22 protein-coding genes and 1 pseudogene are annotated in these 26,965 nt (G+C 71.9%); 8 read left to right on the top strand and 15 right to left on the bottom strand.

Annotation, left to right across the window (positions count from 1 at the left end; genetic code table 11):
* Nucleotides 1–3,378 (top strand): glycoside hydrolase family 2 TIM barrel-domain containing protein (locus tag J7I94_RS13020; RefSeq protein WP_215167224.1); only part of this gene is annotated, 3,378 nt, incomplete at its 5' end.
* A 44-nt stretch (nucleotides 3,379–3,422) separates the two neighbouring features.
* Complete coding sequence (locus J7I94_RS13015) at nucleotides 3,423–4,283, top strand: DUF72 domain-containing protein (protein WP_215167223.1); 861 nt, start codon at nucleotides 3,423–3,425, stop codon at nucleotides 4,281–4,283.
* Here J7I94_RS13015 and J7I94_RS13010 read toward each other — a convergent pair.
* Nucleotides 4,258–4,623 carry a metalloregulator ArsR/SmtB family transcription factor gene (locus J7I94_RS13010; RefSeq protein WP_215167222.1) on the bottom strand — a complete coding sequence of 122 codons (366 nt, stop codon included), beginning with the start codon at nucleotides 4,621–4,623 and terminating at the stop codon, nucleotides 4,258–4,260. The two genes, J7I94_RS13015 and J7I94_RS13010, sit on opposite strands and share 26 nt — an antisense overlap.
* 96 nt (nucleotides 4,624–4,719) lie before the next feature.
* On the opposite strand from J7I94_RS13010, the gene J7I94_RS13005 reads away from it, so the two are divergent.
* The 3 genes from J7I94_RS13005 (at nucleotide 4,720) to J7I94_RS12995 (ending at nucleotide 8,683) form a co-directional block, all read left to right on the top strand.
* Complete coding sequence (locus J7I94_RS13005; RefSeq protein WP_215167232.1) at nucleotides 4,720–6,648, top strand: heavy metal translocating P-type ATPase; 1,929 nt, start codon at nucleotides 4,720–4,722, stop codon at nucleotides 6,646–6,648.
* A gap of 67 nt (nucleotides 6,649–6,715) precedes the next feature.
* The gene (locus J7I94_RS13000) at nucleotides 6,716–8,188 is read left to right on the top strand and encodes an AlkA N-terminal domain-containing protein (protein WP_215167231.1); all 1,473 of its coding nucleotides are present in this window, start codon (nucleotides 6,716–6,718) and stop codon (nucleotides 8,186–8,188) included.
* A 9-nt stretch (nucleotides 8,189–8,197) separates the two neighbouring features.
* Nucleotides 8,198–8,683, top strand: coding sequence for a methylated-DNA--[protein]-cysteine S-methyltransferase (locus J7I94_RS12995; protein ID WP_215167221.1), 486 nt, complete (start codon nucleotides 8,198–8,200; stop codon nucleotides 8,681–8,683).
* 16 nt (nucleotides 8,684–8,699) lie between these two features.
* On the opposite strand, the gene J7I94_RS12990 is transcribed toward J7I94_RS12995, so the two are convergent.
* Both J7I94_RS12990 and J7I94_RS12985 read right to left on the bottom strand, forming a co-directional pair.
* Nucleotides 8,700–9,437, bottom strand: coding sequence for a Sir2 family NAD-dependent protein deacetylase (locus J7I94_RS12990; protein ID WP_215167220.1), 738 nt, complete (start codon nucleotides 9,435–9,437; stop codon nucleotides 8,700–8,702).
* Nucleotides 9,438–9,581: 144 nt separating this feature from the next.
* Nucleotides 9,582–10,076, bottom strand: coding sequence for an NUDIX hydrolase (locus J7I94_RS12985; RefSeq protein WP_215167219.1), 495 nt, complete (start codon nucleotides 10,074–10,076; stop codon nucleotides 9,582–9,584).
* A 136-nt stretch (nucleotides 10,077–10,212) separates the two neighbouring features.
* Between J7I94_RS12985 and J7I94_RS12980 the strand changes: the two genes are divergently transcribed.
* Nucleotides 10,213–11,349 carry a glycerate kinase gene (locus J7I94_RS12980; protein WP_215167230.1) on the top strand — a complete coding sequence of 379 codons (1,137 nt, stop codon included), beginning with the start codon at nucleotides 10,213–10,215 and terminating at the stop codon, nucleotides 11,347–11,349.
* Nucleotides 11,350–11,534: 185 nt separating this feature from the next.
* Here J7I94_RS12980 and pssA read toward each other — a convergent pair whose 3' ends face one another.
* The 9 genes from pssA to J7I94_RS12935 all read right to left on the bottom strand — a co-directional run bounded on the left by pssA (nucleotide 11,535) and on the right by J7I94_RS12935 (nucleotide 22,293).
* Nucleotides 11,535–12,317, bottom strand: a complete 783-nt coding sequence (gene pssA / locus J7I94_RS12975) for a CDP-diacylglycerol--serine O-phosphatidyltransferase (protein WP_215167229.1) — start codon at nucleotides 12,315–12,317, stop codon at nucleotides 11,535–11,537.
* A 70-nt stretch (nucleotides 12,318–12,387) separates the two neighbouring features.
* Entirely contained in the window at nucleotides 12,388–13,044 is a 657-nt protein-coding gene (locus J7I94_RS12970) for a phosphatidylserine decarboxylase (RefSeq protein ID WP_215167218.1), read from the bottom strand.
* 173 nt (nucleotides 13,045–13,217) lie between these two features.
* Complete coding sequence (locus tag J7I94_RS12965; protein ID WP_215167217.1) at nucleotides 13,218–14,423, bottom strand: acyl-CoA dehydrogenase family protein; 1,206 nt, start codon at nucleotides 14,421–14,423, stop codon at nucleotides 13,218–13,220.
* A 4-nt stretch (nucleotides 14,424–14,427) separates the two neighbouring features.
* Complete coding sequence (locus J7I94_RS12960; RefSeq protein ID WP_215167216.1) at nucleotides 14,428–14,934, bottom strand: MaoC family dehydratase; 507 nt, start codon at nucleotides 14,932–14,934, stop codon at nucleotides 14,428–14,430.
* A gap of 5 nt (nucleotides 14,935–14,939) precedes the next feature.
* Complete coding sequence (locus tag J7I94_RS12955; RefSeq protein WP_215167215.1) at nucleotides 14,940–15,902, bottom strand: CoA ester lyase; 963 nt, start codon at nucleotides 15,900–15,902, stop codon at nucleotides 14,940–14,942.
* A complete protein-coding gene (locus tag J7I94_RS12950; protein ID WP_215167214.1) occupies nucleotides 15,899–17,926 on the bottom strand; it encodes a protein meaA in 2,028 nt (675 codons plus the stop codon). Before J7I94_RS12950 ends, J7I94_RS12955 begins: the two co-directional genes overlap by 4 nt.
* 10 nt (nucleotides 17,927–17,936) lie before the next feature.
* Complete coding sequence (ccrA, locus tag J7I94_RS12945) at nucleotides 17,937–19,274, bottom strand: crotonyl-CoA carboxylase/reductase (protein WP_215167228.1); 1,338 nt, start codon at nucleotides 19,272–19,274, stop codon at nucleotides 17,937–17,939.
* A gap of 287 nt (nucleotides 19,275–19,561) precedes the next feature.
* Complete coding sequence (locus tag J7I94_RS12940; protein ID WP_215167227.1) at nucleotides 19,562–20,374, bottom strand: TetR family transcriptional regulator; 813 nt, start codon at nucleotides 20,372–20,374, stop codon at nucleotides 19,562–19,564.
* Nucleotides 20,375–20,457: 83 nt separating this feature from the next.
* Nucleotides 20,458–22,293 (bottom strand): 3-hydroxyacyl-CoA dehydrogenase family protein, encoded by a 1,836-nt coding sequence (locus tag J7I94_RS12935; protein ID WP_215167213.1) that lies wholly within the window; start codon nucleotides 22,291–22,293, stop codon nucleotides 20,458–20,460.
* A gap of 308 nt (nucleotides 22,294–22,601) precedes the next feature.
* Between J7I94_RS12935 and J7I94_RS12930 the strand changes: the two genes are divergently transcribed.
* On the top strand, nucleotides 22,602–23,177 hold the full coding sequence (locus J7I94_RS12930; RefSeq protein ID WP_215167212.1) for an adenylosuccinate lyase: 576 nt from the start codon (nucleotides 22,602–22,604) through the stop codon (nucleotides 23,175–23,177).
* A gap of 7 nt (nucleotides 23,178–23,184) precedes the next feature.
* On the opposite strand, the gene J7I94_RS12925 is transcribed toward J7I94_RS12930, so the two are convergent.
* The 3 genes and pseudogenes from J7I94_RS12925 to J7I94_RS12915 all read right to left on the bottom strand — a co-directional run.
* Nucleotides 23,185–23,706 carry a GNAT family N-acetyltransferase gene (locus J7I94_RS12925; RefSeq protein WP_215167226.1) on the bottom strand — a complete coding sequence of 174 codons (522 nt, stop codon included), beginning with the start codon at nucleotides 23,704–23,706 and terminating at the stop codon, nucleotides 23,185–23,187.
* 20 nt (nucleotides 23,707–23,726) lie between these two features.
* The gene (locus J7I94_RS12920) at nucleotides 23,727–24,125 is read right to left on the bottom strand and encodes a RidA family protein (RefSeq protein WP_215167211.1); all 399 of its coding nucleotides are present in this window, start codon (nucleotides 24,123–24,125) and stop codon (nucleotides 23,727–23,729) included.
* Nucleotides 24,126–24,206: 81 nt separating this feature from the next.
* Nucleotides 24,207–25,160, bottom strand: a pseudogene (locus J7I94_RS12915) (Rv2578c family radical SAM protein); the annotation flags it as partial.
* 37 nt (nucleotides 25,161–25,197) lie between these two features.
* On the opposite strand from J7I94_RS12915, the gene J7I94_RS12910 reads away from it, so the two are divergent.
* Entirely contained in the window at nucleotides 25,198–26,718 is a 1,521-nt protein-coding gene (locus J7I94_RS12910; RefSeq protein ID WP_215167210.1) for a recombinase family protein, read from the top strand.
* Nucleotides 26,719–26,965 lie beyond the last annotated feature (247 nt).

Genomic DNA, 26,965 nt, shown 5'->3' with positions numbered 1-26,965 from the left:
CGCCGCACCTTCACCGTCCCCCGCGACTGGGACGGCCGCCGCACCTTCCTCCACTTCGAGGGCGTCAAGTCCGCGCACTACGTGTGGATCAACGGCGAACTGGCCGGGTACGACGAGGACTCCTACACACCTTCCGAATACGACATCACCGACCACCTCAGGCCCGGCACCAACCAGATCGCCGTCGAGGTCTACCGCTACGCCGACGGCGACTGGCTGGAGGACCAGGACATGATCCGGCTGAGCGGCATCTTCCGCTCGGTCCACCTCTACTCCACCCCCGCCGTGCACCTGCGCGACTTCCGCCTCGACACCCCGCTGGACGACACGTACAACGACGCCGAACTGGCCGTCACCGCGCAGGTCCGGGCGTACGGCGGCGACGGCACCGGCCGGTACACCGTCGAGACCCAGCTGTACGACGCCCGCGGCCACGCCGTCTGGTCCCGGCCGCTCCAGACCACCGCCGACCTGGGCACGGCCGGCGCCGGCGAGGACGTCACCGTACGCGCCACCAGGGCCGTACCGGCGCCGAAGCTGTGGTCGGCCGAGCAGCCGAACCTCTACACGGCCGTGCTGCGCCTGCGCGACCCCGCCGGAAAGGTGACCGAGACCCTCTCGCACCGGGTCGGCTTCCGGGAGTTCGCGCTCAAGGACGGCCTGATGCGCATCAACGGCAAGCCGGTCTCCCTGCGCGGCACCAACCGCCACGAGATGCACCCGGACCGCGGCACGGCCCTCAGCCGCGAGGACCTGGTGAACGACATCACCCTCATCAAGCGGCTCAACATGAACAGCGTCCGCACCTCGCACTACCCGAACAACCCGCTGTGGTACGAACTCGCCGACGAGTACGGCCTCTACCTCGTCGACGAGACCAACCTGGAGACCCACGCCATCCGCGACGAGTACCCCGGCGACCACCCCGAGTGGACCGCGGCGTGCGTGGCCCGCGCCCAGAACATGGTGCACCGCGACAAGAACCACCCCTCGGTGGTGATCTGGTCGCTGGGCAACGAGGCCGGCACCGGCTCCACCTTCACCGCCATGCACGACTGGATCCGCTCCTACGACACCACCCGCGTCATCCAGTACGAGGGCGACGACCGCCCGGGGATCAGCGACATCCGCTCCGAGATGTACGACACCCCCCAGCGCGTCGAGCAGCGCGCGAAGGACACCTCCGACACCCGGCCGTACGTGATGATCGAGTACGCCCACTCGATGGGCAACTCCACCGGCAACTTCAAGAAGTACTGGGACGTCGTCCGGCGGTACGACGTGCTCCAGGGCGGCTGGATCTGGGACTTCGTGGACCAGTCCCTGGCCTGGCCGGTGCCCGCCCGCGTCCTGCTGCGGGAGACCGGCCCCGCCGGGCTGCGCGGCGAGATCATCAACCCCAGCGGCTCCTTCGACCGGGACGAGGGCCTGTCCGGCGGCACGCTCTTCGCCCGCGACGAGAGCCTGGACCTCACCGGCTCCCTCACCCTGGAGGCGTGGATCACCCCGCGCTTCCTCGGGTACCACCAGCCGATCGTGGCCAAGGGCGACACCCAGTACTCCCTGAAGCAGAACAACCGGAACCTGGAGTTCTTCATCTACTCCGGCGGGCAGTGGATCACCGCGAACTGGGTGCTGCCGGACGACTGGACCGGCCGCGAGCACCACGTCGCCGGTGTCTTCGACGCCGACGCCGGCACCCTGACCCTCTACGCCGACGGCGTGGCCAGAGCCGTCCGCACCACCACCCGGCGCCCCGAGGTGAACACCGCGCCGCTCGCCCTGGCGACCGACGCCGACAACCAGACCCGCGAGTTCAGCGGCACGATCCGCGCCGCCCGCGTGTACGCCCGCGCCCTCACCGCCGCCGAACTGGCCGACGACGGCCGCGACAGCGACGACGACGGCGTGCGCTTCTGGTTCGACGCCGCCGAGGTCCGGAAAGAGGAGAAGCGGTCCGGGGAGAAGACCTTCTTCGCGTACGGCGGCGACTGGGGCGACAACCCCAACGACGGCGCCTTCGTCGCCGACGGCATCGTCCTGGCCGACCGCGGCCACACCGGCAAGGCCGCCGAGGTCAAGCGCGTCTACCAGGCGATCGACGTACGGCAGCGGACCGGGGGCGACACCGGCGCGGTGACCCTGGTCAACGAGTACCTCTTCACCGACCTGCGGGAGTTCGACGGCCGTTGGGAGCTGGTCGCCGACGGCGAGGTGGTACGGCGCGGGCGGCTGACCCGCGACCAACTGGCCGTGGCGCCGCTGTCCAGCAAGGACATCACCCTGCCCGTGCGGCTGCCGGCCGACCCGGCGCCCGGCACCGAGTTCTTCCTCCAGGTCTCCTTCACCACCAAGGAGTCCGCCCCCTGGGCGAAGGCCGGCTTCGAGGTGGCCCGCGTCCAGCTCCCCGTCGACGCGGACACCCCCGCCGTGACCCCCGTACCGCTGGACCGGGTCCCGGCCCTGGAGGTGGACGAGGACGACGAGGAGATCACCGTCGACGGCGAGGACTTCACCGTCACCGTCGACCGGAGCAGCGGCACCATCACCTCGTACAAGGCGCGCGGCATCCGGCTGCTCACCTCCGGTCCGGTGCCCAACTTCTGGCGGGCGCCCACCGACAACGACCTCGGCAACGGCCAGCACACCCGCAACCGGACCTGGCGGGACGCGGGCGCCCGGCGGAAGGTCACCGACGTCGCCGTGCGGACGCTCGGGGCGGACCGGGCCGTCGAGATCAAGGTCAGCGGCACGCTGCCGACCACGGTGGAGTCGGCGTACACCACCACCTACACGGTCTTCGGCAACGGCGAGATCAAGGTCGACCACACCCTGCACCCCGGCGCCGCGAACCTGCCGTACATCCCGGAGGTCGGCAGCCTGCTCTTCCTGCCGCGCCGGCTGGACCGGCTGCACTGGTACGGGCGCGGCCCCGAGGAGAACCACTGGGACCGCAACACCGGCACCGACGTCGGCCGGTACTCCGGGACCGTCGCCGAGCAGTGGTCCGGCTACATCCGCCCGCAGGAGAACGGCAACAAGACCGACGTCCGCTGGGTGGCGCTCACCGACCGGCGCGGCGCCGGGCTGCTGGCCTCGGGCGAACCCCTGCTGGAGGTCAACGCCTCGCGCTTCACCCCGGAGGACCTGTCGACCGGGGTACGGCACGACTACCAGCTCACCCCGAGGGACGCGATCGTGCTCCGCCTGAACCACCGGCAGATGGGCGTCGGCGGGGACAACAGCTGGGGTGCGCACACCCACGACGAGTTCAAGCTGTTCGCCGACCGCGACTACTCCTACACCTACCGGCTGCGCCCGATCACCGACGTGAAGGAGGCGATGACGGCCGCGCGGCGTCCCACCGCCGCCGAATAGCCGACCGCGCATGAGGCCATGGGAGTCCGGGCAACCGGGCTCCCATGGGTGAGGTACGGGTCGGCGCGTGTTCCTGGACGGACCGGCAGCTGGTCGCGAGCGGCTGGTATCCGCGCGGGCGGCGGGACGCCGAGGGGCGCCTGCGGCACTACGCCTCCCGGCTGCCCGTCGTGGAAGTGGACGCCGGGTACTACGCGTTGCCCAGCCGCCGCAACAGCGAACTGTGGCTGGAGCGCACCCCCGAGGGCTTCCGCTTCGACGTCAAGGCGTTCTCGCTGCTGACCGGGCACCCCACCCGGGCCGGGTCGCTCCCCGCCGACCTGCGGGGGGTCGAGCGGGGCCCGGCTCTCCTCGACGAGGTGTGGCGGAGGTTCGCGTACGCCGTCGAGCCGCTGCGCGAGGCCGGGCGGCTCGGCGCCGTGCTGTTCCAGTTCCCGCCCTGGTTCGCGCCAGGCACCGGCGCCGAGGAGACCCTCGAAGCCTGTGCCCGGCGTACGGCCGGCTGGCCGCTCGCCGTCGAGTTCCGGCACCCGGGCTGGTGGGCGGCGGACCGGGCCGACGCCACCGCCGCGCTGCTCGCCGGCCTCGGCGCCAGCGCGGTGGGCGTCGACATGGCGCCGGGCCTGCCCGGATCGCTGCCGCCGGTCGTGCCGGTCACCCACCGCCCGCTGGCCGTCGTACGCTTCCACGGCCGCAGCCCGGCCTGGGGGAGGGGCAGCAAGGAGGACCGCTTCCGGTACGGCTACGACGTGGCCGAACTCGCCGCGTGGGTGCCCCGGCTGCGGCGCGCGGCCCGGTACGCGGACGAGCTGCACGTGCTGTTCAACAACTGCTGCGGGGACGCGGCCGTACGGGCCGCCGAGACGATGCGGGGGCTGCTCAGCGCTCCGGACCGGTGTCGCTGATGCCCAGCCGCAGGTGCTCCACGTGGAAGACGGCCTGGTCGAGGAGTTCGGCCACGTGGTCGTCGTGCAGCGCGTAGACGACCGACCGGCCGCGCCGCTCGCCCACCACCAGACCCAGGTTGCGCAGCAGCCGCAGCTGGTGCGAGCAGGCCGACTGCTCCATGCCGACCTGGGCCGCCAACTCGGTCGCGGGCAGCGGGCCTTCGCGCAGCCGGGCCAGGATCAGCAGCCGGGACGGGGTGGACAGGGCCTGGAGCGTGGTGGCGACCTTGGCGACATTGTCCGCGTCCAGACGCACGCGTGCGGTCTCCTGCGTGATGCTGGCGGCTCCGTGACCCATGCGGCCATCCTACGCACCGCCCGGGAACACCCATACGCATGGACGCATGGACGCATGGACGGATGAATGAATGAATGAGTCTTCATGCGTTCCTGTATGGTGTGCGGCGTGTCCACCACCCTTGCCCCCACCGCGCCCGCGACGACGCCCCGCCGCCCGGCGCTCGGCCGCCGCACCCGCGTGCTGGCCCTGCCCGAGGCCCGCTGGGCGCTCGTCTCCCTGCTCGCGTTCCTGCTCGCCCTGACCCTCGACCTGACCGGTGTCACCGCCTGGGCGTACGGGCCGCTGTACGCCCTCGCCTACGCCGCCGGCGGCTGGGAGCCCGCCCTGGAGGGCCTGCGCGCGCTGCGCGAGAAGACCCTCGACGTCGACCTGCTGATGATCGTCGCGGCGCTCGGCGCGGCCGCCATCGGCCAGGTGCTCGACGGCGCCCTGCTGATCGTCATCTTCGCCACCTCCGGCGCCCTGGAGGCACTGGCCACCGCCCGCACCGCCGACTCCGTGCGCGGCCTGCTCGACCTCGCGCCCACCACCGCGACCCGGGTGACCGGGGACCGTGAGGAGACCGTGGCCACCGCCGACCTCGCCGTCGGTGACGTCCTCCTGGTCCGGCCGGGCGAGCGGATCGGCGCCGACGGCACGGTCCTCGGCGGTGAGGGCGAGGTCGACCAGGCCACCATCACCGGCGAGTCCCTCCCGGTCCTGAAGACCCCCGGCGACGACGTCTTCGCCGGCACCCTCAACGGCACCGGCGCCCTGCGCGTCCGCGTCGACCGCGACCCCGCCGACTCGGTGATCGCCCGCATCGTCGCCCTGGTCGAGGAGGCGTCCCGCACCAAGGCGCCGACCCAGCTGTTCATCGAGAAGATCGAGCAGCGCTACGCGGTCGGCGTGGTCGTCGCCACCCTCGCGGTCTTCGGCATCCCGCTCGCCTTCGGCGCCGACCTCACCGACGCCCTGCTGCGCGCCATGACCTTCATGATCGTCGCCTCGCCCTGCGCGGTCGTCCTCGCCACCATGCCGCCGCTGCTGTCCGCCATCGCCAACGCCGGCCGGCACGGCGTCCTGGTGAAGTCGGCGGTCGCGATGGAACGGCTCGGCGAGATCGACACCGCCGCCCTGGACAAGACCGGCACCCTCACCGAGGGCACCCCCGAGGTCACCGCCGTACGCCCGCTGCCCGGCTCCGGCCTCGACGAGGACGCCCTGCTCGCGCTGGCCGCCGCGGCCGAGCTGCCCAGCGAGCACCCGCTGGGCCGCGCCGTGGTCGCCGCCGCCCGCGCCCGGGGCCTGGCCCTGGCCGCCGCCGAGGACTTCACCGCCGCCCCCGGCCGCGGGGTGACGGCGTCCGTCGAGGGCCGCGTGGTGACCGTCGGCCGGGCCGGCACCGCCGCCGACGACGCCACCACCGTCCAGGTCACCCGCGACGGCACCCCCGTCGGCACCCTCGTCCTCACCGACCGGCTGCGCCCCGACGCCGCCGGGGCCACCGCCGCGCTCACCGCCCTCAACGGCACCGCCCCCACCCTCCTGACCGGCGACAACGCCCGCGCCGCCGCCCGCGTCGCCGAGGCCACCGGCCTCACCGACGTCCGCGCCGGCCTGTTCCCCGAGGACAAGGTCACCGCCGTACGGGAGCTGGAGGGCGCGGGCCGCAAGGTGCTGTTCGTCGGGGACGGCGTCAACGACGCGCCCGCCCTGGCCGCCGCCCACGCCGGCGTCGCCATGGGCCGCGCGGGCTCCGACCTCGCGCTGGAGACGGCGGACGCGGTCGTCGTCCGCGACGAGCTGAGCGCCGTACCGGCCGTCGTCCGCCTCTCCCGCACCGCCCGCCGCCTGGTTCTCCAGAATCTGGTGATCGCGGGCACCTTCATCACCGTCCTGGTGCTGTGGGACCTGATCGGGCACCTGCCGCTGCCGCTCGGCGTCGCCGGCCACGAGGGCTCGACGGTCCTGGTCGGTCTGAACGGGCTGCGGCTGCTGCGCGAGTCCGCCTGGCGATCCGGGACCGCGCAGGAAGCGTGAGCACGATGTCGGATTCCCGCCAGAACCGCCGGGCGCGGTGCACGATGCTGGACCCATGCAGATGGGGATGCACACCGACACCGAGCGCTGCGTGCGCGCCGTCCGGTCCAAGGACGCCCGGTTCGACGGCTGGTTCTTCACGGCCGTCCTGACCACCGGCATCTACTGCCGGCCGAGCTGCCCGGTGGTGCCGCCCAAGCCGGAGAACATGGTGTTCCACCCGAGCGCGGCGGCCTGCCAGCAGGCGGGCTTCCGGGCCTGCAAGCGCTGCCGCCCCGACACCAGCCCCGGCTCCCCGGAGTGGAACCAGCGGGCCGACCTCACCGCCCGCGCCATGCGGCTGATCGCCGACGGGGTGGTCGACCGCGAGGGCGTGCCCGGTCTCGCCGCCCGGCTCGGCTACAGCACCCGGCAGATCGAACGCCAGCTGCTGGCCGAGCTGGGCGCGGGCCCCCTCGCCCTGGCCCGCGCCCAGCGCGCGCGGACCGCCCGGCTGCTGATCGAGACGACCCGGCTGCCGATGGCCGAGGTCGCCTTCGCGGCCGGTTTCTCCTCCGTCCGCACCTTCAACGACACCGTCCGCGAGGTCTTCGCCCTCACCCCCGGTGAGCTGCGCACCCGCGCCCCGAAGTCCTGCGCCGCCGGCGCTCCGGGCGGCGCCCTCGCCCTGCGCCTGCCGTTCCGCACGCCGTTCAACCCGGACAACGTCTTCGGCCACCTCGCCGCGACCGCCGTCCCCGGCGTGGAGGAGTGGAGACAGGGCGCGTACCGCCGCACCCTGCGCCTGCCCTACGGTCACGGCATCGTGTCCCTCGCCCCCACCCCCGACCACATCGCCTGCCGCCTCGTCCTCGGCGACCTGCGCGACCTGCCCGTCGCCATCAGCCGCTGCCGCCGGCTGCTCGACCTGGACGCCGACCCGGCCGCCGTCGACGCCCATCTGCGCACCGACCCGGTCCTGGCACCCCTGGTCGACAAGGCCCCCGGGCGCCGTGTCCCGCGCACCGTCGACGAGGCCGAGTTCGCCGTCCGCGCCGTCCTCGGCCAGCAGGTCTCCACGGCCGCCGCCCGCACCCACGCCGCCCGCCTGGTCACCGCCCACGGCGACCGCGTGGACGACCCCGAGGGCGGCCTGACCCACCTGTTCCCCACGCCCGAGGCACTGGCGTCGGTGGACCCCGCCACCCTCGCCATGCCCCGCACCCGCCGGGCGACCCTCACCACCCTGGTCCGCCACCTCGCCGACGGCTCCCTGGCCCTCGGCGTGGACAGCGACTGGCCGGCCACCCGCGCACGCCTCCTCGCCCTGCCCGGCTTCGGCCCCTGGACCGCCGACGTCATCGCCCTGCGCGCCCTCGGCGACCCCGACGCCTTCCTCCCCACCGACCTCGGCATCCGCCGCGCCGCCCAGTCCCTCGGCCTGCCCTCGACCCCGGCCGCCCTCACGGCCCGCGCGGCCGGATGGCGGCCCTGGCGGGCGTACGCCGTCCAGTACCTGTGGGCGACCGACGACCACCCCATCAACTTCCTGCCCGTGTGAGGACCCGGCATGACCAGACAGCACACCGTCACCGACAGCCCCTACGGCCCGCTCACCCTGGTCGCCGAGGACGGCGTCCTGTGCGGTCTCTACATGACCGACCAGCGCCACCGCCCGCCCGAGGAGACCTTCGGCCCCCGCGACGACACCCCCTTCGGCGCCGCCCTCGACCAGCTGACCGCCTACTTCGCGGGCGAGCTGAGGGAGTTCACCCTCCCCCTCCACCTGAACGGCACACCCTTCCAGCGCACCGTCTGGGACCACCTGCGCACCATCCCCTACGGCGAGACCCGCACCTACGGCGAACTCGCCGCCGCCCTCGGCAACCCGGCCGCCTCCCGCGCGGTCGGCCTCGCCAACGGCCGCAACCCGATCGGCGTCATCGTCCCCTGCCACCGCGTCATCGGCGCGAGCGGCGGCCTCACCGGGTACGGCGGCGGGCTGGAGCGGAAACGGCGGCTGCTGGACTTCGAACGGGGGGCGGCGCTCTTCTAGGGCCCGGCGCCGCTGATCACTGCCGGCCGGCGGCGATCTTCCGCAGCAGTTCCGGCAGGGCCGTGCCGATCGGCTCCCGGATCACCTCGTCGGCCCGGTCGTCGTACGGCGTCGGCTCGGCGTTGACGACGACGAGCCGCGCGCCGTGGTCGGCGACGACGCCCGCCAGCCCGGCGGCGGGCTCCACCTGGAGGCTCGTCCCGGCGGCGATGAACACCTCGCACGCCTGGGCGATGCCCGCCGCCTCGCCCAGCACCACGGGGTCCAGCCGCTCACCGAACATCACCGTCGCCGGCTTCAGTACGCCCCCGCACTCCCGGCACGGCGGATCGTCCTCCCCGGCCGCCACCCGGGCGAGGGCGTCCTCCATCGGCCCCCGTACCCGGCACCCGGTGCACACGTAAGCGCGCGCCGTGCCGTGCAGTTCCAGCACCTTGCGGGCGGACACCCCGGCCAGTCGGTGCAGCCCGTCCACGTTCTGCGTGAGCACCCGCACCGGCACCCCGGCCCGCTCCAGCTCGGCCACCGCCCGGTGCGCGGCGTTGGGCCGGGCCTCCAGGGTCCGGCTGTCCCGCCGCATCCGCCAGGCCCGCCGCCGGATCTCCGGATCAGCCATGTAGTACGCGTACGTCACGAGCTTCTCGGCCTCCGGATCGCGCCGCCACAGGCCGTTCGGTCCGCGGTAGTCGGGGATGCCGGAGTCGGTGGAGACGCCCGCTCCGGTGAGCAGGGCGACGAGGGGCTTGCCGGTCATGGGACCGAGGGTAGGGCCGTCCGTCCGGCCGGGGCGAACGGATTACGGGGCGTGACGGGACCGGGCGGTGGCCGCGCCGACGGTGCTTACCGGGAGACGGGGCGCCCGCCGGGTCTCACAGGTCGGCCCGCCACCCGCTGAGCCTCACCGGTCCACCCGCCGCCCGTTCTCCAGCTCCGCCGCCCCCGAGCCCTCCGCCAGGACGTCCAGCGCGGCCAGGACCCGGCCGTGGGTGGCGCCGAGCAGGAAGCCGGACAGGTCCTCGCGGGGCACCAGGCGCCAGGACAGCAACTCCTCCTCCTGGAGGCGGATGGCCTTGAGGTCCTCCTCGGAGAGGATCCCCCCGTCGTAGAGGTACGCCACCAGCGGCGGCCGGCCCGTGCCCCGCACCCAGTCCACGGCGAGCAGCCGGCCCGGGGTGACGTCGAGGCCGATCTCCTCGGCCGTCTCCCGGCGGGCGCCCTCGCGGGGCGTCTCGCCGTCGTCGGACTCGATGGTGCCGCCCGGCAGCGCCCACCCCTCGCGGTAGTTGGGCTCGACCAGCAGCACCCGGCCCTCGGCGTCCCGGAACAGGGCGGCGGCGCCGGCCAGGACGCGGGGGAGGCCGGCGATGTACGTGGCGTAATCCGAAGTGGTCATCCTCCGCAGGGTATCGGCCGGGCATGACGCCGGGGGCGCGGTCCGGTTAAGGTCACACCGGCGCGACTGCCTTGACGTGCGCTGACGTGCGCAAGGCCCGGAAGAGCAAGGGGAGAACAAGGTGGCTGACGCTGCTGTGGACGGGACCCGGCGGGTCCTCGTGGCCGCGGACAAGTTCAAGGGGTCGCTGACGGCCGTTCAGGTCGCCGAGCGGGTGACGGCCGGGCTGCGCCGGGTCGTGCCGGACGTGCGGGTGGAGGCGCTGCCGGTCGCCGACGGCGGCGACGGCACGGTGGCCGCCGCCGTCGCGGCCGGGTTCGAACGCCGGGAGATACGGGTCGCCGGGCCGCTGGGCGCCGAGGTGACGGCGGCGTTCGCGCTGCGCGACGGCACGGCGGTCGTGGAGATGGCGGAGGCGAGCGGGCTGCAGCGGCTGCCGGCCGGGGTCTTCGCGCCGCTGACGGCGTCCACGTACGGCTCCGGGGAACTGCTGCGGGCCGCGCTGGACGCGGGGGCGCGGACCATCGTGTTCGGGGTCGGGGGCAGCGCGACCACGGACGGGGGCGCCGGGATGCTGTCGGCGCTGGGCGCGCGGTTCCTGGACGAGGAGGGGGAGCCCGTAGCGCCGGGCGGCGGCGGGCTCGCCGAGGTGGCCTCGGCCGACCTGTCCGGTCTCGACCCGCGGCTGTCCTCCGTGGAACTGGTCCTCGCCAGCGACGTCGACAATCCGCTGACCGGCCCGAAGGGCGCCCCGGCCGTCTACGGGCCGCAGAAGGGGGCCTCGCCGGACGACGTGGAGACGCTGGACGCGGCCCTCGCGCACTTCGTGACGGTGCTGGAGGGCGCGGTGGGCGCGCGGGCCGCCGAGTACGCCGCCGCGCCGGGCGCGGGTGCCGCGGGCGGCATCGGCTACGGCGCCCTGCTGCTCGGGGCGCGGTTCCGCCCCGGCATCGAGGTGATGCTCGACGTCCTCGGCTTCGCGCCGGCCCTGGAGCGGGCCGAACTGGTGATCACCGGGGAGGGGTCGCTGGACGAGCAGACCCTGCACGGGAAGGCGCCGGCGGGTGTCGCGGCGGCGGCGCGGGCCGCGGGGCGCGAGGTCGTCGCGGTGTGCGGGCGGCTGGCGCTGGCGCCGGAGGCGCTGGGGCGGGCGGGGATCAGACGGGCGTATCCCCTGACGGAGGTCGAGCCGGACGTCGCGACGTGCATCGCGGAGGCGGGGCCGATCCTGGAACGCGTGGCGGAACGCATCGCGCGGGACTTCCTGAGCTGACCGTCCGGGGGCTCCGTCCCCGGACCCCCGGTACTCATTCAGCTGGCCGAGTCGGGTGGTGGGTGGGCATAAACCCGGGGGTCTGGGGGCGAAGCCCCCCAGCGGCGTCAGCGGCGACACCGGGCACAATAAAAGGGGGCCCCGGACCAAACCCCGGTCCAAGGCCCCCAGAAAACTCCGCGCCGCTACGGCAACTGCGCCGCCCGCGCCTCCCGCCGGTTGTCACGGAAGTTGTTCACCCGCCGGGCCGTCGCGAACAGCGGGATCACCGCGCCCATGACCAGCTGCAGCGCGCAGCCCGTCTGGAGCAGCAGCTGCCCGCTCGGCGCGTCGAACGCCCACGCGGCCAGCAGCCCCATCGACAGCACGATCCACGACAGCATCGCCACCGCGAGACGCCCCCGCGGCTTCGGGTACTCCACCCGGCTCACCATCAGCCAGGCCGTCCCGACGATCGCCAGCACGGTCGCGACGAACGGCAGCTCGAGGAGGACGATCGACACGACCGTCAGCGCCCCGAACGGCGACGGCATCCCCTGGAAGGTGCCGTCCTTCACCGTCACGCACGAGAATCTGGCGAGCCTGAGCACCACCGCCAGCAGCACCACGATCGCCCCGACCGCCGCCAGCCGCTGGTGCGCGTCGTCCGCGACCATGCCGTAGACGAGGACGAAGTAGGCCGGCGCGAGGCCGAAGCTGATCAGGTCGGAGAGGTTGTCCAGCTCCGCGCCCATCGGCGAGGACCGCAGCTTGCGCGCCACCAGGCCGTCGAACAGGTCGAAGACCGCGGCGCACAGCATGAGGATCACGGCGGTGGCGGCGCTGTGCCGCGCCATGCCGGTCTCCTGGCTGCCCTGGAGGTGCGGGATCAGAATGCCGGTGGTGGTGAAGTACACCGCCATGAACCCGCACGTGGCGTTGCCGAGGGTGAGGGTGTCCGCTATCGACAGGCGCAGCGAGAGCGGCATCTCCTCCTCTTCGAACACCTCGTCGACCTCGTCGGCGGCCTCCGGCACCCAGCCGGCCTTGGTATCAGGATCAATCACGGTCAATGCGAGTCACCCCAGCCACGGTCTTCTGACCGACCTCGACCGCCACCTCCACACCTTCCGGCAGGTAGAGGTCGACGCGGGAGCCGAAGCGGATCAGGCCGATCCGCTCGCCCTGCTCGACCTTGGTGCCCTGCGGCACGTAGGGGACGATGCGGCGGGCCACCGCGCCGGCGATCTGGACCATCTCGATGTCGCCCAGCTCGGTGTCGAAGTGCCAGACGACCCGCTCGTTGTTCTCGCTCTCCTTGTTGAAAGCGGGGACGAAGCCGCCGGGCACGTGCTCGACCGAGGTCACGGCGCCGGACAGCGGGGCGCGGTTCACGTGCACGTTGAGCGGGCTCATGAAGATCGCGACGCGGGTCCGGCCGTCCTTCCACGGCATGATGCTCTGCACCACGCCGTCGGCGGGCGAGATGACCCGGCCCTGGGCGATCTCGCGCTCGGGGTCGCGGAAGAACCACAGCATCCCCGCCGCGAGCGCGGTGGCGGGGACGGCGACGGCCTTGGCGACACCCGAGCGGCGGGCGCGGACCAGGCTGACGGCCGCGGTCGCGACGGTCGGCAGGAGCCACGGCGATGCTCCGCGCGCGAGGCGTACGCCGGCGAGGCTGTCGCGAGGTGCAGAGGTTTGGCTGTGGGGCATGGATGACCTTCGTAGCGGATGATGCCGCGCTTCGGAAACGGGGGACGGCGGCTTTCTCGCGATCGTAGCGGGTACGTGCCACAACTGGGTAAGGCAGGAAGCCGAGTCGGAGGCCGAAGAACGCCTACGGGGTGTGATCTTCTTCTCCAAGAAAACACCCCGTATCCGGACATCTAGCCCTGGAATCGATACTCCTCCAGCAGCCTGCGACCGATGATCATTTTCTGGATCTCGGCGGTGCCTTCACCGATCAGCAGCATCGGTGCCTCCCGGTAGAGACGCTCGATCTCGTACTCCTTGGAGAAGCCGTACCCACCGTGGATCCGGAAGGCATCCTCCACAACCTCTTTGCAGTACTCGGACGCGAGGTACTTGGCCATCCCCGCCTCCAGGTCGTTTCGTTCGCCGGAGTCCTTTTTGCGTGCAGCGTTCACCATCATCGCATGGGCGGCCTCCACCTTGGTAGCCATCTCCGCCAGCTTGAACTGAATGGCCTGGTGCTGGGCGATCTGCTTGCCGAAGGTGTGACGCTGCTGGGCATAGCGGACGCCGAGTTCGAAGGCGCGCTGGGCGACGCCGCACCCCCGGGCGGCGACGTTGACGCGACCCACCTCCACACCGTCCATCATTTGGTAAAAACCTCGGCCGGTGGTTCCGCCGAGCACCCGATCGGCCGGAATGCGCAGTCCGTCCATGATCAGTTCGGTGGTGTCGACGCCCTTGTAGCCCATCTTGTCGATCTTCCCGGGGATGGTGAGGCCGGGGCGGACCTCGCCGAACCCGGGTTCCTTCTCCACCAGGAAGGTCGTCATCGACTTGTGCGGGGCGGTGCCCTCCGGGTGACCCTCGTCACTCCGCACCAGGACGGCCACCAGGGACGACGTGCCGCCGTTGGTCAGCCACATCTTCTGCCCGGTCAGGACGTACTCGTCGCCCTCCCGCACCGCCTTCGACGTGATCGCCGACACGTCCGAGCCGAGCGCCGGCTCCGACATCGAGAAGGCTCCCCGGATGTCGCCGGCGGCCATCCGGGGCAGGAAGTGGTCCTTCTGCTCCTGCGTGCCGTGCTGCTTGAGCATGTACGCCACGATGAAGTGCGTGTTGATGATGCCGGACACCGACATCCAGCCGCGGGCGATCTCCTCGACGCACAGCGCGTACGTCAGGAGGGACTCGCCCAGGCCGCCGTACTCCTCGGGGATCATCAGTCCGAACAGGCCCAGTTCCCGCAGCCCGTCGACGATGGCCTGCGGGTACTCGTCGCGGTGCTCCAGTTCGGTGGCGACCGGGAGGATCTCCTTGTCGACGAAGTCCCGGACGGTGGAGACGATCTCCGTCTGGACCTCGGTGAGGCCGTGGGTCTGGGCGAGGCGTGCCATCGGGTCAGCCCTCCTGGAGTTCGGGGCGGCCCGGCTGCTCGCCGCCGCGCGCCTTGATGTACGTCTCGGTGGGCACCATCACCTTGCGGCGGAACACGCACACCAGGGTGCCGTCCTGCTTGTAGCCCTTGGTCTCCACGTGCACGATCCCGCGGTCGTCCTTGGACTTCGACGGCCACTTGTCCAGCACGGTCGTCTCGCCGTAGACCGTGTCGCCGTGGAAGGTGGGCGCGACGTGCTTCAGCGACTCGATCTCCAGGTTGGCGATGGCCTTGCCGGAGACGTCCGGGACGGACATGCCGAGGAGAAGGGAGTAGATGTAGTTGCCCACCACGACGTTCTTGCCGAAATCGGTGGTGCTTTCGGCGTAGTTGGCGTCCAGGTGGAGCGGGTGGTGGTTCATGGTGAGGAGACAGAAGAGGTGGTCGTCGTACTCGGTGACCGTCTTGCCGGGCCAGTGCTTGTAGACCGCGCCGACCTCGAACTCCTCGTAGGTGCGTCCGAACCGCATCGCCCTCAGCCCTCCGGGATCTCGAACTTCGACGTGCGCTTCATGCCCGCCGCCCGCCCCTTGCCGGAGACGACCAGCGCCATCTTGCGGCTGGCCTCGTCGATCATCTCGTCGCCGAGCATCGCCGAGCCCTTCTTGCCGCCCGCCTCGGACGTGTAGTACGCGTACGCGTCCAGGATCAGCTCGGCGTGGTCGTAGTCCTCCTGGGAGGGCGAGAAGACCTCGTTGGCCGCCTCGACCTGGCCCGGGTGCAGCACCCACTTGCCGTCGAAGCCGAGGGCGGCGGCCCGGCCGGCCACCTCGCGGAAGCCGTCGACGTTCTTGATCTGGAGGTAGGGGCCGTCGATCGCCTGGAGGTCGTTGGCGCGGGCGGCCATCAGGATCCTCATCAGGATGTAGTGGTAGGCGTCCGCGCCGTAGCCGGGCGGCTGCTCGCCCACCACCAGCGACTTCATGTTGATGGACGCCATGAAGTCGGCCGGGCCGAAGATGATGGTCTCGGTCCGGGGGGACGCCTCGGCGATCGCGTTGACGTTGTTCAGGCCCCGCGCGTTCTCGATCTGCGCCTCGATGCCGATCCGGCCCACCTCGAAGCCCATGGTCTTCTCGATCTGGGTGAGGAGCAGGTCCAGGGCGACGACCTGCTGGGCGTCCTGGACCTTGGGCAGCATGATGCAGTCCAGGTTCGGGCCCGCGCCCTCGACGACCGTGACCACGTCCCGGTACGTCCACTCGGTCGTCCAGTCGTTGACGCGCACGACCCGGGTCTTGCCGGTCCAGTCGCCCTCGTTGAGGAACTTGACGATGGTGTGCCGGGCCTCCGGCTTGGCGAGCGGCGCGCAGGCGTCCTCCAGGTCCAGGAAGACCTGGTCGGCGGGGAGGCCCTGGGCCTTCTCCAGGAAGCGCGGGTTCGAGCCCGGTACGGCCAGGCAGGAACGCCGGGGGCGGAGACGGTCGACGGTCGTCATGCGGGGACCTCCAGGGGGTCGAGCTTGTTCGCGTGCCGGATCTCGTCCACGATCCGGCCGATGATGCCGGTGATGTCGAAGTCCTTCGGGGTGAAGACCGCGGCCACTCCGGCGTCCCGCAGCGCCGCGGCGTCACTGCTGGGGATGATGCCACCGGCGATCACCGGGATATCTGTGGCACCGGCCACACGCAGCCGCTCCAGCACGTCGGGGACGAGCCGCGCGTGCGAGCCGGAGAGGATCGACAGCCCGACCGCGTGCACGTCCTCGGCCAGCGCCGCGTCCACGATCTGCTCCGGCGTCAGCCGGATGCCCTGGTACACGACCTCGAAGCCGGCGTCACGCGCGCGTACGGCGATCTGCTCGGCGCCATTGGAGTGCCCGTCCAGGCCGGGCTTGCCGACCAGGAAGCGCAGCTTGCCGACGCCGAGGTCGCGGGCGGTCGCCGTCACCTTGCGGCGGACCTCCGCGAGCGCCGAGCCCTCCGCGGCCGTGACCGCCACCGGCGCCGCCGACACGCCGGTCGGTGCCCGGAACTCGCCGAACACCTCGCGCAGCGCCCCGGCCCACTCGCCGGTGGTGACACCGCAGCGGGCGCACTCCAGGGTGGCCTCCATGAGGTTGGCGTCGGATCGGGCCGCCTCCTTCAGCCGTTCCAGCGCCGAGCTGCACCGGGGGTGGTTGAACGGCGGCTGCCACCGCGTGTCCCGCCACTGCTGGAGCGCGGCGACGACCCGCGCCTCCACCGCCGGGTCGACCGTGTGGATCGCGGTGTCCAGGTCGGCGGTGAGCGGGCTGGGCTCGGTGGACTCGAAGGCGTTGACGCCGACGATCTTCTCCTCGCCCGACTCGATCCGGGCCCGGCGCTCGGCGTGCGAGGCGACCAGCTGCGACTTGAGGTAGCCGGACTCCACGGCCGCCAGGGCGCCGCCCAGCTCCTCGATGTGCTCGATCTCCGCTTCGGCCCGCTCGACCAGCTCGGCCACCTTCGCCTCGACCACCTTCGAGCCCTCGAAGAGGTCGCCGTACTCCAGCAGGTCGCTCTCGTACGCCAGCACCTGCTGGATGCGCAGCGACCACTGCTGGTCCCAGGGGCGGGGCAGGCCGAGCGCCTCGTTCCAGGCGGGCAACTGCACGGCACGCGCGCGTGCGTCCTTGGAGAGGGTGACGGCCAGCATCTCCAGCACGATCCGCTGGACGTTGTTCTCCGGCTGCGCCTCGGTCAGACCGAGCGAGTTGACCTGGACGCCGTAGCGGAAGCGGCGGTGCTTCGGGTTCTCGATGCCGTACCGCTCCCGGGTGACGCGGTCCCAGATGCGGCCGAAGGCGCGCATCTTGCACATCTCCTCGACGAAGCGCACGCCCGCGTTGACGAAGAAGGAGATCCGGCCGACGACGTCGCCCATGCGCTCCTCGGGCACCTGGCCGCCGTCGCGCACGGCGTCCAGGACGGCGATCGCGGTGGACATCGCGTACGCGATCTCCTGGACCGGCGTGGCGCCCGCCTCCTGGAGGTGGTAGCTGCAGATGTTGATCGGGTTCCACTTGGGCAGGTGGGTGACCGTGTAGGCGATCAGGTCGGTCGTCAGGCGCAGGGAGGGGCCCGGGGGGAAGACGTGCGTCCCCCGGGACAGGTACTCCTTGACGATGTCGTTCTGGGTCGTGCCCTGGAGTTCGGCGAGGTCCGCGCCCTGTTCCTCGGCGACCACCTGGTAGAGCGCCAGCAGCCACATGGCCGTGGCGTTGATGGTCATCGAGGTGTTCATCCGCTCCAGCGGGATGTCCTGGAGCAGCCGGCGCATGTCCCCGACGTGCGCGACCGGCACCCCGACCCGGCCGACCTCGCCGCGGGCCAGGACGTGGTCGGCGTCGTAGCCGGTCTGGGTCGGCAGGTCGAACGCCACCGACAGGCCCGTCTGGCCCTTGGCGAGGTTGCGCCGGTACAGCTCGTTGGAGGCCTCGGCGGTCGAGTGGCCCGCATACGTCCGCATGAGCCACGGACGGTCCTTCTGACGCTCTGTCATCGAGGGGCCCTCAGACGTTCCGGAAGCGGTTGATGGCGTCGGCGTGCCGGGCGCGCTTCTCCTCGTCGCGCACGCCCAGGCCCTCCTCGGGGGCGAGGCACAGCACGCCGACCTTGCCCTGATGGAGGTTGCGGTGCACGTCGTACGCCGCCTGGCCGGTGTCCTCCAGGGCGTACACCTTGGACAGCGTGGGATGGATCTTGCCCTTGGCGATCAGCCGGTTGGCCTCCCACGCCTCGCGGTAGTTGGCGAAGTGGGAGCCGATGATCCGCTTCAGCGACATCCACAGGTAGCGGTTGTCGTAGGTGTGCTCGTAGCCGGAGGTCGACGCGCAGGTGACGATCGTGCCGCCCTTGCGGGTGACGTAGACGGAGGCTCCGAAGGTCTCGCGGCCGGGGTGCTCGAAGACGATGTCGACGTCCTCACCGCCCGTCAGCTCCCGGATGCGCTTGCCGAACCGCTTCCACTCCTTGGGGTCCTGGGCGTGCTCGTCCTTCCAGAACCGGTAGTCCTCGGCACTGCGGTCGATGATCAGCTCGGCGCCCATCCGCCGGCAGATCTCGGCCTTCTTCTCGCTGGAGACGACACAGATCGGGGTGGCGCCGCCGGCCAGCGCGAACTGCGTGGCGTACGAGCCGAGCCCGCCGCTCGCGCCCCAGATCAGCACGTTGTCGCCCTGCTTCAGCTGGGCGCCGTTGCGGGAGACCAGCTGCCGGTACGCGGTGGAGTTGACGAGCCCCGGCGCGGCGGCCTCCTCCCAGCTGAGGTGGTCCGGCTTGGGCATCAGCTGGTTGGACTTGACGAGGGCGATCTCCGCGAGCCCGCCGAAATTCGTCTCGAACCCCCAGATGCGCTGCTCCGGGTCGAGCATCGTGTCGTTGTGCCCGTCGCTCGACTCCAGCTCCACGCTCAGGCAGTGCGCGACGACCTCGTCGCCCGGCTTCCAGGAATTGACGCCGGGGCCGGTGCGCAGGACGACGCCGGCCAGGTCGGAGCCGATGACGTGGTACGGCAGGTCGTGGCGCTTGGCCAGGTCGTTGGTGCGGCCGTAGCGCTCCAGGAAGCCGAAGGTGGACAGCGGCTCGAAGATCGAGGTCCACACCGAGTTGTAGTTGACCGAGGAGGCCATCACGGCCACCAGGGCCTCACCCGGGCCCAGCTCGGGCACCGGCACCTCGTCGAGGTGGATCGACTTGCGCGGGTCCTTGTCGCGGGTGTCGAGCCCGGCGAACATCTCCGTCTCGTCCTTGTGCACGGTGATCGCGCGGTACGACTCGGGGAGCGGCAGGGCGGCGAAGTCGGCGGGGGTCGCTTCGGGGGACTGGATCGCGTCCAGGATGTCCTTCACGGTCACGGTGTTGCCTCCGGCGGTGCGTGCTGCTGCTGAGGGTCGGAAGGGTGCCTGTGACGCAGGCGTCCGGGACGCGGGGACGGCCCGCGGGGACTGCCCGGACCACTTCAACGTATGGCACCCCGTGTCACCTCGCAAGGCACTGGGTGTCATGAATTCCGCTCAGGTGAAATCTTTACGTGACAGATGAGCGATGATCGATCAGGGCTCGGTACAGAAGCCGGTACGGATGCGCAAAAAAGCGGCCACCCGGGCGGGTGGCCGCTTCTCAGGTCAGGGCAGGGTCAGCGTTCCTTCAGTGCCTGCTCGATCGCCCGCATGACCTCGCCCAGCGGGGCGTCCGTGCGGGCGACGGTCACCAGTACCTCGCCCTCGGCGGAGGCCGTCGCCGCGGTCCGGTGGCCGGCCTGGTCGGACCGTCCGGCCCCGATGCCGGTGCCGAAGGTCTTGCGGACGATGGCGAAGGCGTGGTCGAGCTGGGCCTCCAGGTCGCCCTGCCCGGCCGCCCGCAGCCAGCGGCGCAGCACGTGGTTGTGGGCGGTGACCACGGCGGACGCGGCGACCTCGGCCAGCAGCGGGTCGTCGTTGGCGTCGTCGGCGTGCGCGTGCTCGTCGAAGTGGCCCAGGAGATAGCGGGTGAACAGGCGCTCGTAGCGGGCCACCGACGCGATCTCCGCCTCGCGCAGGGTGGGCACCTCGCGCGTCAGCTTGTAGCGGGCGACGGAGATGTCCGGGTGGGCCGCGTACATCTTCATGACCTCTTTGATGCCCCGGCACACCGTGTCCAGCGGGTGTTCGTGCGCGGGAGCGGCGTTGAGCACCGCCTCGGCGCGGACCAGGGTGTCGTCGTGGTCGGGGAAGATCGCCTCTTCCTTGGAGCGGAAGTGGCGGAAGAAGGTGCGCCGGGCGACCCCGGCCGCCGCCGCGATCTCGTCGACGGTGGTGGCCTCGTACCCCTTGGTGGCGAACAGTTCCATCGCGGCGGCCGCCAGTTCCCGGCGCATTTTCAGCCGCTGGGCGGCGGCTCGGCCGCCGACGGCAGTCTCCGGCGCGTCGGTCGCGGCTGGTGTACGTGTGGACTTGGCGGGCTGGGACATGAACATGAACGTACTGCATGTGCCCAGCTCGGTGCGCACGACAGGGGCTCCCCAGGGGGGAACCCCGTCGCGTGCGGCCCGGGTCAACGGCGGGCGTACTCGCGGAAGCCGCGGCCCGTTTTCCGGCCGAGGCAGCCCGCGGCCACCAGGTGCTCCAGGAGCGGCGCCGGAGCGAGCCCCGGGTCGCGGAACTCGCGGTGCAGCACCTTCTCGATGGCCAGCGACACGTCCAGCCCGACCACGTCGAGCAGCTCGAACGGACCCATCGGATAGCCGCCGCCCAGCTTCATCGCGGCGTCGATGTCGTCGAGGGTCGCGTAGTGCTCCTGCACCATCTTCACCGCGTTGTTCAGGTACGGGAACAGCAGGGCGTTGACGATGAACCCGGCCCGGTCGCCGCAGTCCACGGCGTGTTTGCCGACCTTCCCGCACACCTCCCTGACGGTGGTGTGCACGTCGTCCGCCGTCAGCACCGTGCGCACCACCTCGACCAGCTTCATGGCGGGCGCCGGGTTGAAGAAGTGCATGCCGATCACGTCCTGCGGGCGCGAGGTGGCGCGGGCGCAGGCGACGACGGGGAGGGAGGACGTGGTGGTGGCGAGGACCGCGCCGGGCTTGCAGACCTTGTCCAGCGTGGCGAACAGCTGCCGCTTGACCTCCAGGTCCTCGGCGACCGCCTCCACCGCCAGATCGACGCCGGCGAAGTCGTCGTAGCCGCCGGTGGGGGTGATCAGGCCGAGGGTGCGCGCGGCGGCGTCGGCGGTGAGCCGGCCCTTGTCGACGGAACGGGCCAGGGACGTGCCGACGCGGGCCTTGGCGGCCTCGGCCTTCTCCGGGCTGCGGGCGGCGAGGACCACCTCGTACCCGGCCTTGGCGAAGACCTCGGCGATACCGGAGGCCATGGTGCCCGAACCGGCGACGCCCACCGCGCGGACCGGGCGGCCGGGGACGGGGGAGGCGCTCTCGCGCGGGGTGAGCGCGTCCGGGACGACGGTCGCGCCGCCCGGGGCGTCGTAGGTGTAGAAGCCGCGTCCGGCCTTGCGGCCGGTCAGGCCCGCCTCGCTGAGCTGCCGCAGGACGGGGGCCGGGGCGTGCAGCCGGTCGTGGGAGGCGGCGTACATGGCCTCCAGGACCGTGCGGGCGGTGTCGATGCCGATCAGGTCGAGCAGGGCCAGCGGGCCCATCGGCAGGCCGCAGCCCAGGCGCATCGCCGCGTCGATGTCCTCGCGGGAGGCGTAGCGCGCCTCGTACATCGCCGCGGCCTGGTTGAGGTAGCCGAACAGCAGCCCGTCGGCGACGAAACCGGGCCGGTCGCCGACCGCGACGGGCTCCTTGCCGAGGTCCAGGGCGAGGTCGGTGACGGCGGCGACGGCGCCGGGCGCGGTGAGCACCGAGGAGACGACCTCGACCAGCTTCATCGCCGGCGCCGGGTTGAAGAAGTGCAGGCCCAGCACGCGCTCCGGGCGGGCGGTGTCGGCGGCCAGCCGGGTCACGGACAGCGCGTTGGTGCCGGTGGCCAGGACCGCGCCGGGCCGCACGATGCCGTCCAGCTCCCGGAAGATCCGCTGCTTGACCTCGTACGACTCCGGCGCCACCTCGATCACCAGGTCGGCGCCGGCCGCGGCCGTCAGGTCGGTGGAGGTACGGACGCGGGCGAGGGCGTCCGCCCGCTCCCGCTCGGTCAGCCGGCCGCGGGCGACGGCGCGGGCGGTGGAGGTCTCCAGCGCGGCGACGGCCCTGGCGGCCTGCGCCTCGCTGATGTCGATGCCGACGACCTCGCGGCCGGCCCGGGCCAGCACGTCGGCGATGCCGGTGCCCATGGTGCCGAGGCCGACCACGGCGACGGTGCGCAGCGGGGACAGGGGGGCGTCGGAGAGGGGACTGCCGGAGACGGAAGCGCCGGACAGGGGAGTGGCCATGCGGGACTCCAGGAATGAGGGTGACGACGACGGACGCGCCCGCCGCGCCGGACGGCGCACGGGTGCGTACGGAAAGGAGTGCGGGTGGTGCCGGGCTCACTGGCGCACACGCCCGGCGGAACCGACCGGCCCTGTCCCCGGGCCCGGTCGCGCTGCTCCCACGGCGGCCGCGTCACCAGACCGCCATGAGACGAACACGAGTCGCTGACTCGCTCGTCTGAGCTTAACCGGAGGGTAACGAGCACGCCAGCCCCTCGTGTTGGTGATCCACGTCCCATCCGGGCCGCGCCCCCTCTAGCCTCGGACGCATGGACGAAGAGTTGCGCGCGCTCACGGAGCGTTTACGGGCGGAGGCAGGCGGGACGCCGGCGTACGACCGTCTGATGGCGACCGCGGACCAGGACGAACTGGCCGAGGTGCTCACCGGACCCGGACAGCCGCTGTGGGCCAGGGAACTGGCCGCGTTCCGGCTGGGGCTGGCGGGGGACCGGCGGGCCTTCGAGGCACTGGTGCTGCTCCTCAACCACCGTGACCCACCGCGCTGCGCCTCCGCCGCGTACGCCCTCGCCCGCCTCGGCGACCCCCGCACCGCCCGGGCCGCCGCCGCCCTGGCCACCAACGAACTGCGCGTCGCCTACGCCCTGCACCCGGTCCGGCTGCTGACCGGGCTGCGCGCGCCGGAGTCCGTCCCCGCGCTGATCACCACCCTGAAGCGGCGGCTGCGCCCGCACGACCCGTACCGCCGGGTGGCGCTCGCCTGCGTCGAGGGGCTCGGCGCGCTCGGCGACCCCCGGGCCAGACCCGTGCTGACCGAGGCCCTCGCCCACCCGGCGCTGGCCGCGGCGGCGGCACGGGCCCTGAAGCGCCTGCCTCCCGGGAGGTGACGGACCGTCAGCCGGTCAGTGCCCGCGCGTACCGCACCTCGGGCACCGCGATCCCGGCCACCTCGAACGCCTCCTCGCCGCCGTCCGCCCCGAACCCGGCCCGCTCGCAGAAGCGGCGGGCACGGGTGTTGCCCCGGAGCACCCACAGCGGCATCCGCGGGTACCGGACGGCGGCGCAGCGGCGGACCGACTCACCGAGCAGGGACCGTCCGGCCCCGCAGCCGAGGTGGCGCGGATCGACGTAGAGCGCGCACAGCTCGGCGTCGGCCGTGCGCGTCCCGTCGTCCCGGTACGGCCCGTGGCGGCCCCAGCCGACGACCGTGCCGGCGTCGTCCCGCGCGACCATGTTGGTCACGTCGGCCGGGGCGGCGGTGAGGCGGGCGCGGCGGCGCTCGGTGTGCTCCGCGATGCTGAGCCCGTCCAGGTACGCCTGCGGTATCAGCCCCCGGTAGGCGTGCTGCCGGCCCCGACCCCGGCCCCGGCCCCGGACGCGGATCTCGGCCACGCGCTCGCAGTCGGCCAGGGTCATCTCCCGTACCTGGAACGAGGTCACGGCGCGACCACCGCCAGCGCCTCGACCTCCATCAGGAACTCCGGGCGGACCAGGGCGGCGACCTGGACCGCCGACGAGGCCGGCAGGCGGTCGTCGGGCAGGTGGGCGGCGCGGGCCGCGCGGACGGCCGGCATGTGGGCCATGTCCGTGACGAAGTACGTCAGTTTCACCACGTCGTCGAAGCCGGCGCCGACGGCGGCCAGGCAGCGGCGCAGGTTCTCGAAGACCTGGCGGGCCTGGGCCGCCGGGTCGCCCTCGCCGACGATCCGGCCGTCCTCGTCCAGGGGGAGCTGGCCGGAGACGGCCACGAGCCGGCCCGTGGCCGCCACGACATGGCTGTACTGGGCTGCGGGGAAGACGCCTTCGGGGGCGGGGATCCTGGTCGGCTCGCTCATGGGCCCATCATGGATCACGGGTCTGACAACGCGCCCGCCCCGAGACGCCCGCCCCGAGACGCCCGGCCGCGCGAGCCCGGCTCAGAGCAGGGTGAGCTGGGTCGGCCCGGGCTCCGCGGGAGCGGACGGTTCCGGTTCCGTGATCCGCCGCGCGGCCCCCGCGCGGGCCGGGCCGATGCCGTACTCCCGGGCCAGGTCGTGCACCTGCCGGGTGATCCGGCGCTGGTACCACTTCGGCGCGTAGGCGCCCTCGGCGTACAGCCGCTCGTAGCGGCGCACCAGGTAGGGGTGGTGCCGGGCGAGCCACGTCATGAACCACTCCCGGGCACCGGGCCGCAGATGCAGCACCAGGGGCGTCACGGACGTCGCCCCGGCCGCCGCGATCGCCCGTACCGTCGCCCGCAGCCGGCCGGGATCGTCGCCGAGGAACGGGATCACCGGCGCCATCAGCACCCCGCACCCGATGCCGCGCTCACCCAGCGCCCGTACGACGTCCAGGCGCCGCTCCGGCGCGGGCGTGCCCGGCTCCACGGTGCGCCACAGGTCGGCGTCGGTGAAGCCGACCGACACCGAGATGCCCACGTCCGTCACCCGGGCCGCCCGGGTCAGCGCGTCGAGGTCGCGCAGGATCAGCGTGCCCTTGGTGAGGATGGAGAAGGGGTTCGCGTGCTCGGTCAGGGCGTCGATGATGCCCGGCATCAGCCGGTAGCGGCCCTCCGCCCGCTGGTAGCAGTCGACGTTGGTGCCCATCGCGATGTGCTCCCCGTGCCAGGAGGACGAGGCCAGGCGGCGGCGCAGCAGGTCGGGCGCGTTCACCTTCACCACGATCTGGCTGTCGAAGTCCAGGCCCGTGTCGAGGTCCAGATAGCTGTGCGTCTTGCGCGCGAAACAGTAGACGCACGCGTGCGTGCAGCCCCGGTAGGGATTCACCGTCCATTCGAACGGCATCCGCGAGGCCCCCGGCACCCGGTTGACGATCGAGCGGGCCCGCACCTCGTGGAAGGTGATCCCCCGGAACTCCGGCGTGTCGAAGGTGCCATCGAAAACGTATCAGGCGCTGTAGGCTGCTCGTATGACGCCAACTGACGTCCCCGCGACGTTGCGCCCGCGCAAGCGAGCGAGCCTCTACGCCCGACTGTCCGTCGCTGCCGACGCTGAGAACCTGTCGCTGGAAGACATGATCCGCGACATGCGCACCCTCTGTGACCGTGAGGGGTTCGAGGAGGTAGCCCTCCACATAGATGATGGTAAGACGGGCGGACGTCGAGACCGGGACGAATTCCAAGCCTGGCTCAACGATGCACGTACAGGCGTCTGTGACGTCCTCGTCAACCCGGTGACCGACCGGCTCACCCGTGAGGGCCTCAATGTCGCAGCGACGATCCTGGACGTCGTGGAGGGCAAGGACCCTGCGACCGGCAAGCTCGCTTACCCCCCGGTGCGGCTCATCGACTGCAACGGACTCGACTCGCTCCACGGCGACGCGTTCCGGTTCAGGTTCGTCATTCAGGCAGAGGTGGGACGGGCGGAGCGGGAACGGATGCGTGCGCGCTCCCGTAAACGTGCCCGCAACCTCCGTCGTGCCGGCCGCTGGGGAGGAGGTACGCCCCCATTCGGATACAAGGCGATAGCCAACCCCAACGGACCGGGCTGGGTACTCGACATCGAGCCGAAGGAGGCGAAAGCCGTCCAGGAGGCCGCGGAAGCGATTCTCAAGACACCGCCGGACCCACTGACCCGTGTTGTGCGGCGAATGAATCACCAGGGTGTACCGCCTCGTCGCGCAAAGGCGTGGTCCCGAGTGACCTTGAAGCGGGTGCTTACGGGCGACCACATCCTTGGGCGGATAACGCAGAATGGGCGCCTATTGCGCGACGAGGAGGGCGAAATCCTGGCTCCTTTCCCGGCGGTTCTTTCGGTGAGCCAGGTATCAACATTGCGTGAGCGGCTGAAGCCAAAGGGGGGCACATCGACGGGCGGAGGGCATCCCGCACGAATCCTTTCCGGACTTCTCACATGTCACTCATGTCTGTCAGACCTCGTCGTACACCATGCGTCAGCCCGGACGCGTGACGGGAAACAGAAGGTGGAGGGGAAGCCCCCGCGGATCTCTTACCGTTGCGAGGCGCGCAGCCAGGGAAGGGTATGCGAAAAGCCCGTGACGGTGACCGCCGGACCTATTGAGAACTTCGTCGTCGGGTTGTACCTTGACACTGTCGGCAGCTTCCCCATGTACAAGGAGCGGACGGTCGTCTCTGGGCTGGAGGAGTTGGCGTCCGTTGAAGAGGAGATCAAGGAGGCGCTGGCGGACCTGGCGACGGCTGCGGACGCAGAGACGTTCGCCAGGCTCCAGGAGCTTCAGGCGCGTCAAGTGGAGCTGTCCAGCCGCGACACCGGCCGACGCACGGAGATGATCCCGACGGGTCAGACGATGGCGGAGTACTGGGAGACGGCCCTCATCGACGACCGCCGGGATCTACTGGCTGACGCGTTTGAGGAGTTGATCGTCAACCCCGGGCGCCGCGGGCCAAAGGGATTCGATCCGGCGCGGCTGAAGGCGCGTTGGACGGAGCGCGAGGAGTTCGAGGGCTAGCCGCGACGGGGGCCTGTTTGGTAACGGGTTAGTAACAGGATTGTCCGGCTCGGCGGGCTTCTCGACGGGGACGGAGGGGTGCAGGTCACCCCCTCGTCGCCTGCCCGCCGACGTCGGTACCCGCCTCGTCCTCCACGGGCCCCTGTGGATAACTCCAGAGCGTAGCGGGGTAGTGCGTTCATGTAGCTCTAGGTGACGGAAGGTGTCAAACCGAGGCCCAAATTGCCAAACTAACCCCTACTTTTAC

Origin of the sequence: Streptomyces sp. ISL-12, from assembly GCF_018614415.1 — a bacterium.
Taxonomy (GTDB): domain Bacteria; phylum Actinomycetota; class Actinomycetes; order Streptomycetales; family Streptomycetaceae; genus Streptomyces.
This window is presented reverse-complemented; position numbering and strand designations above follow the sequence as displayed.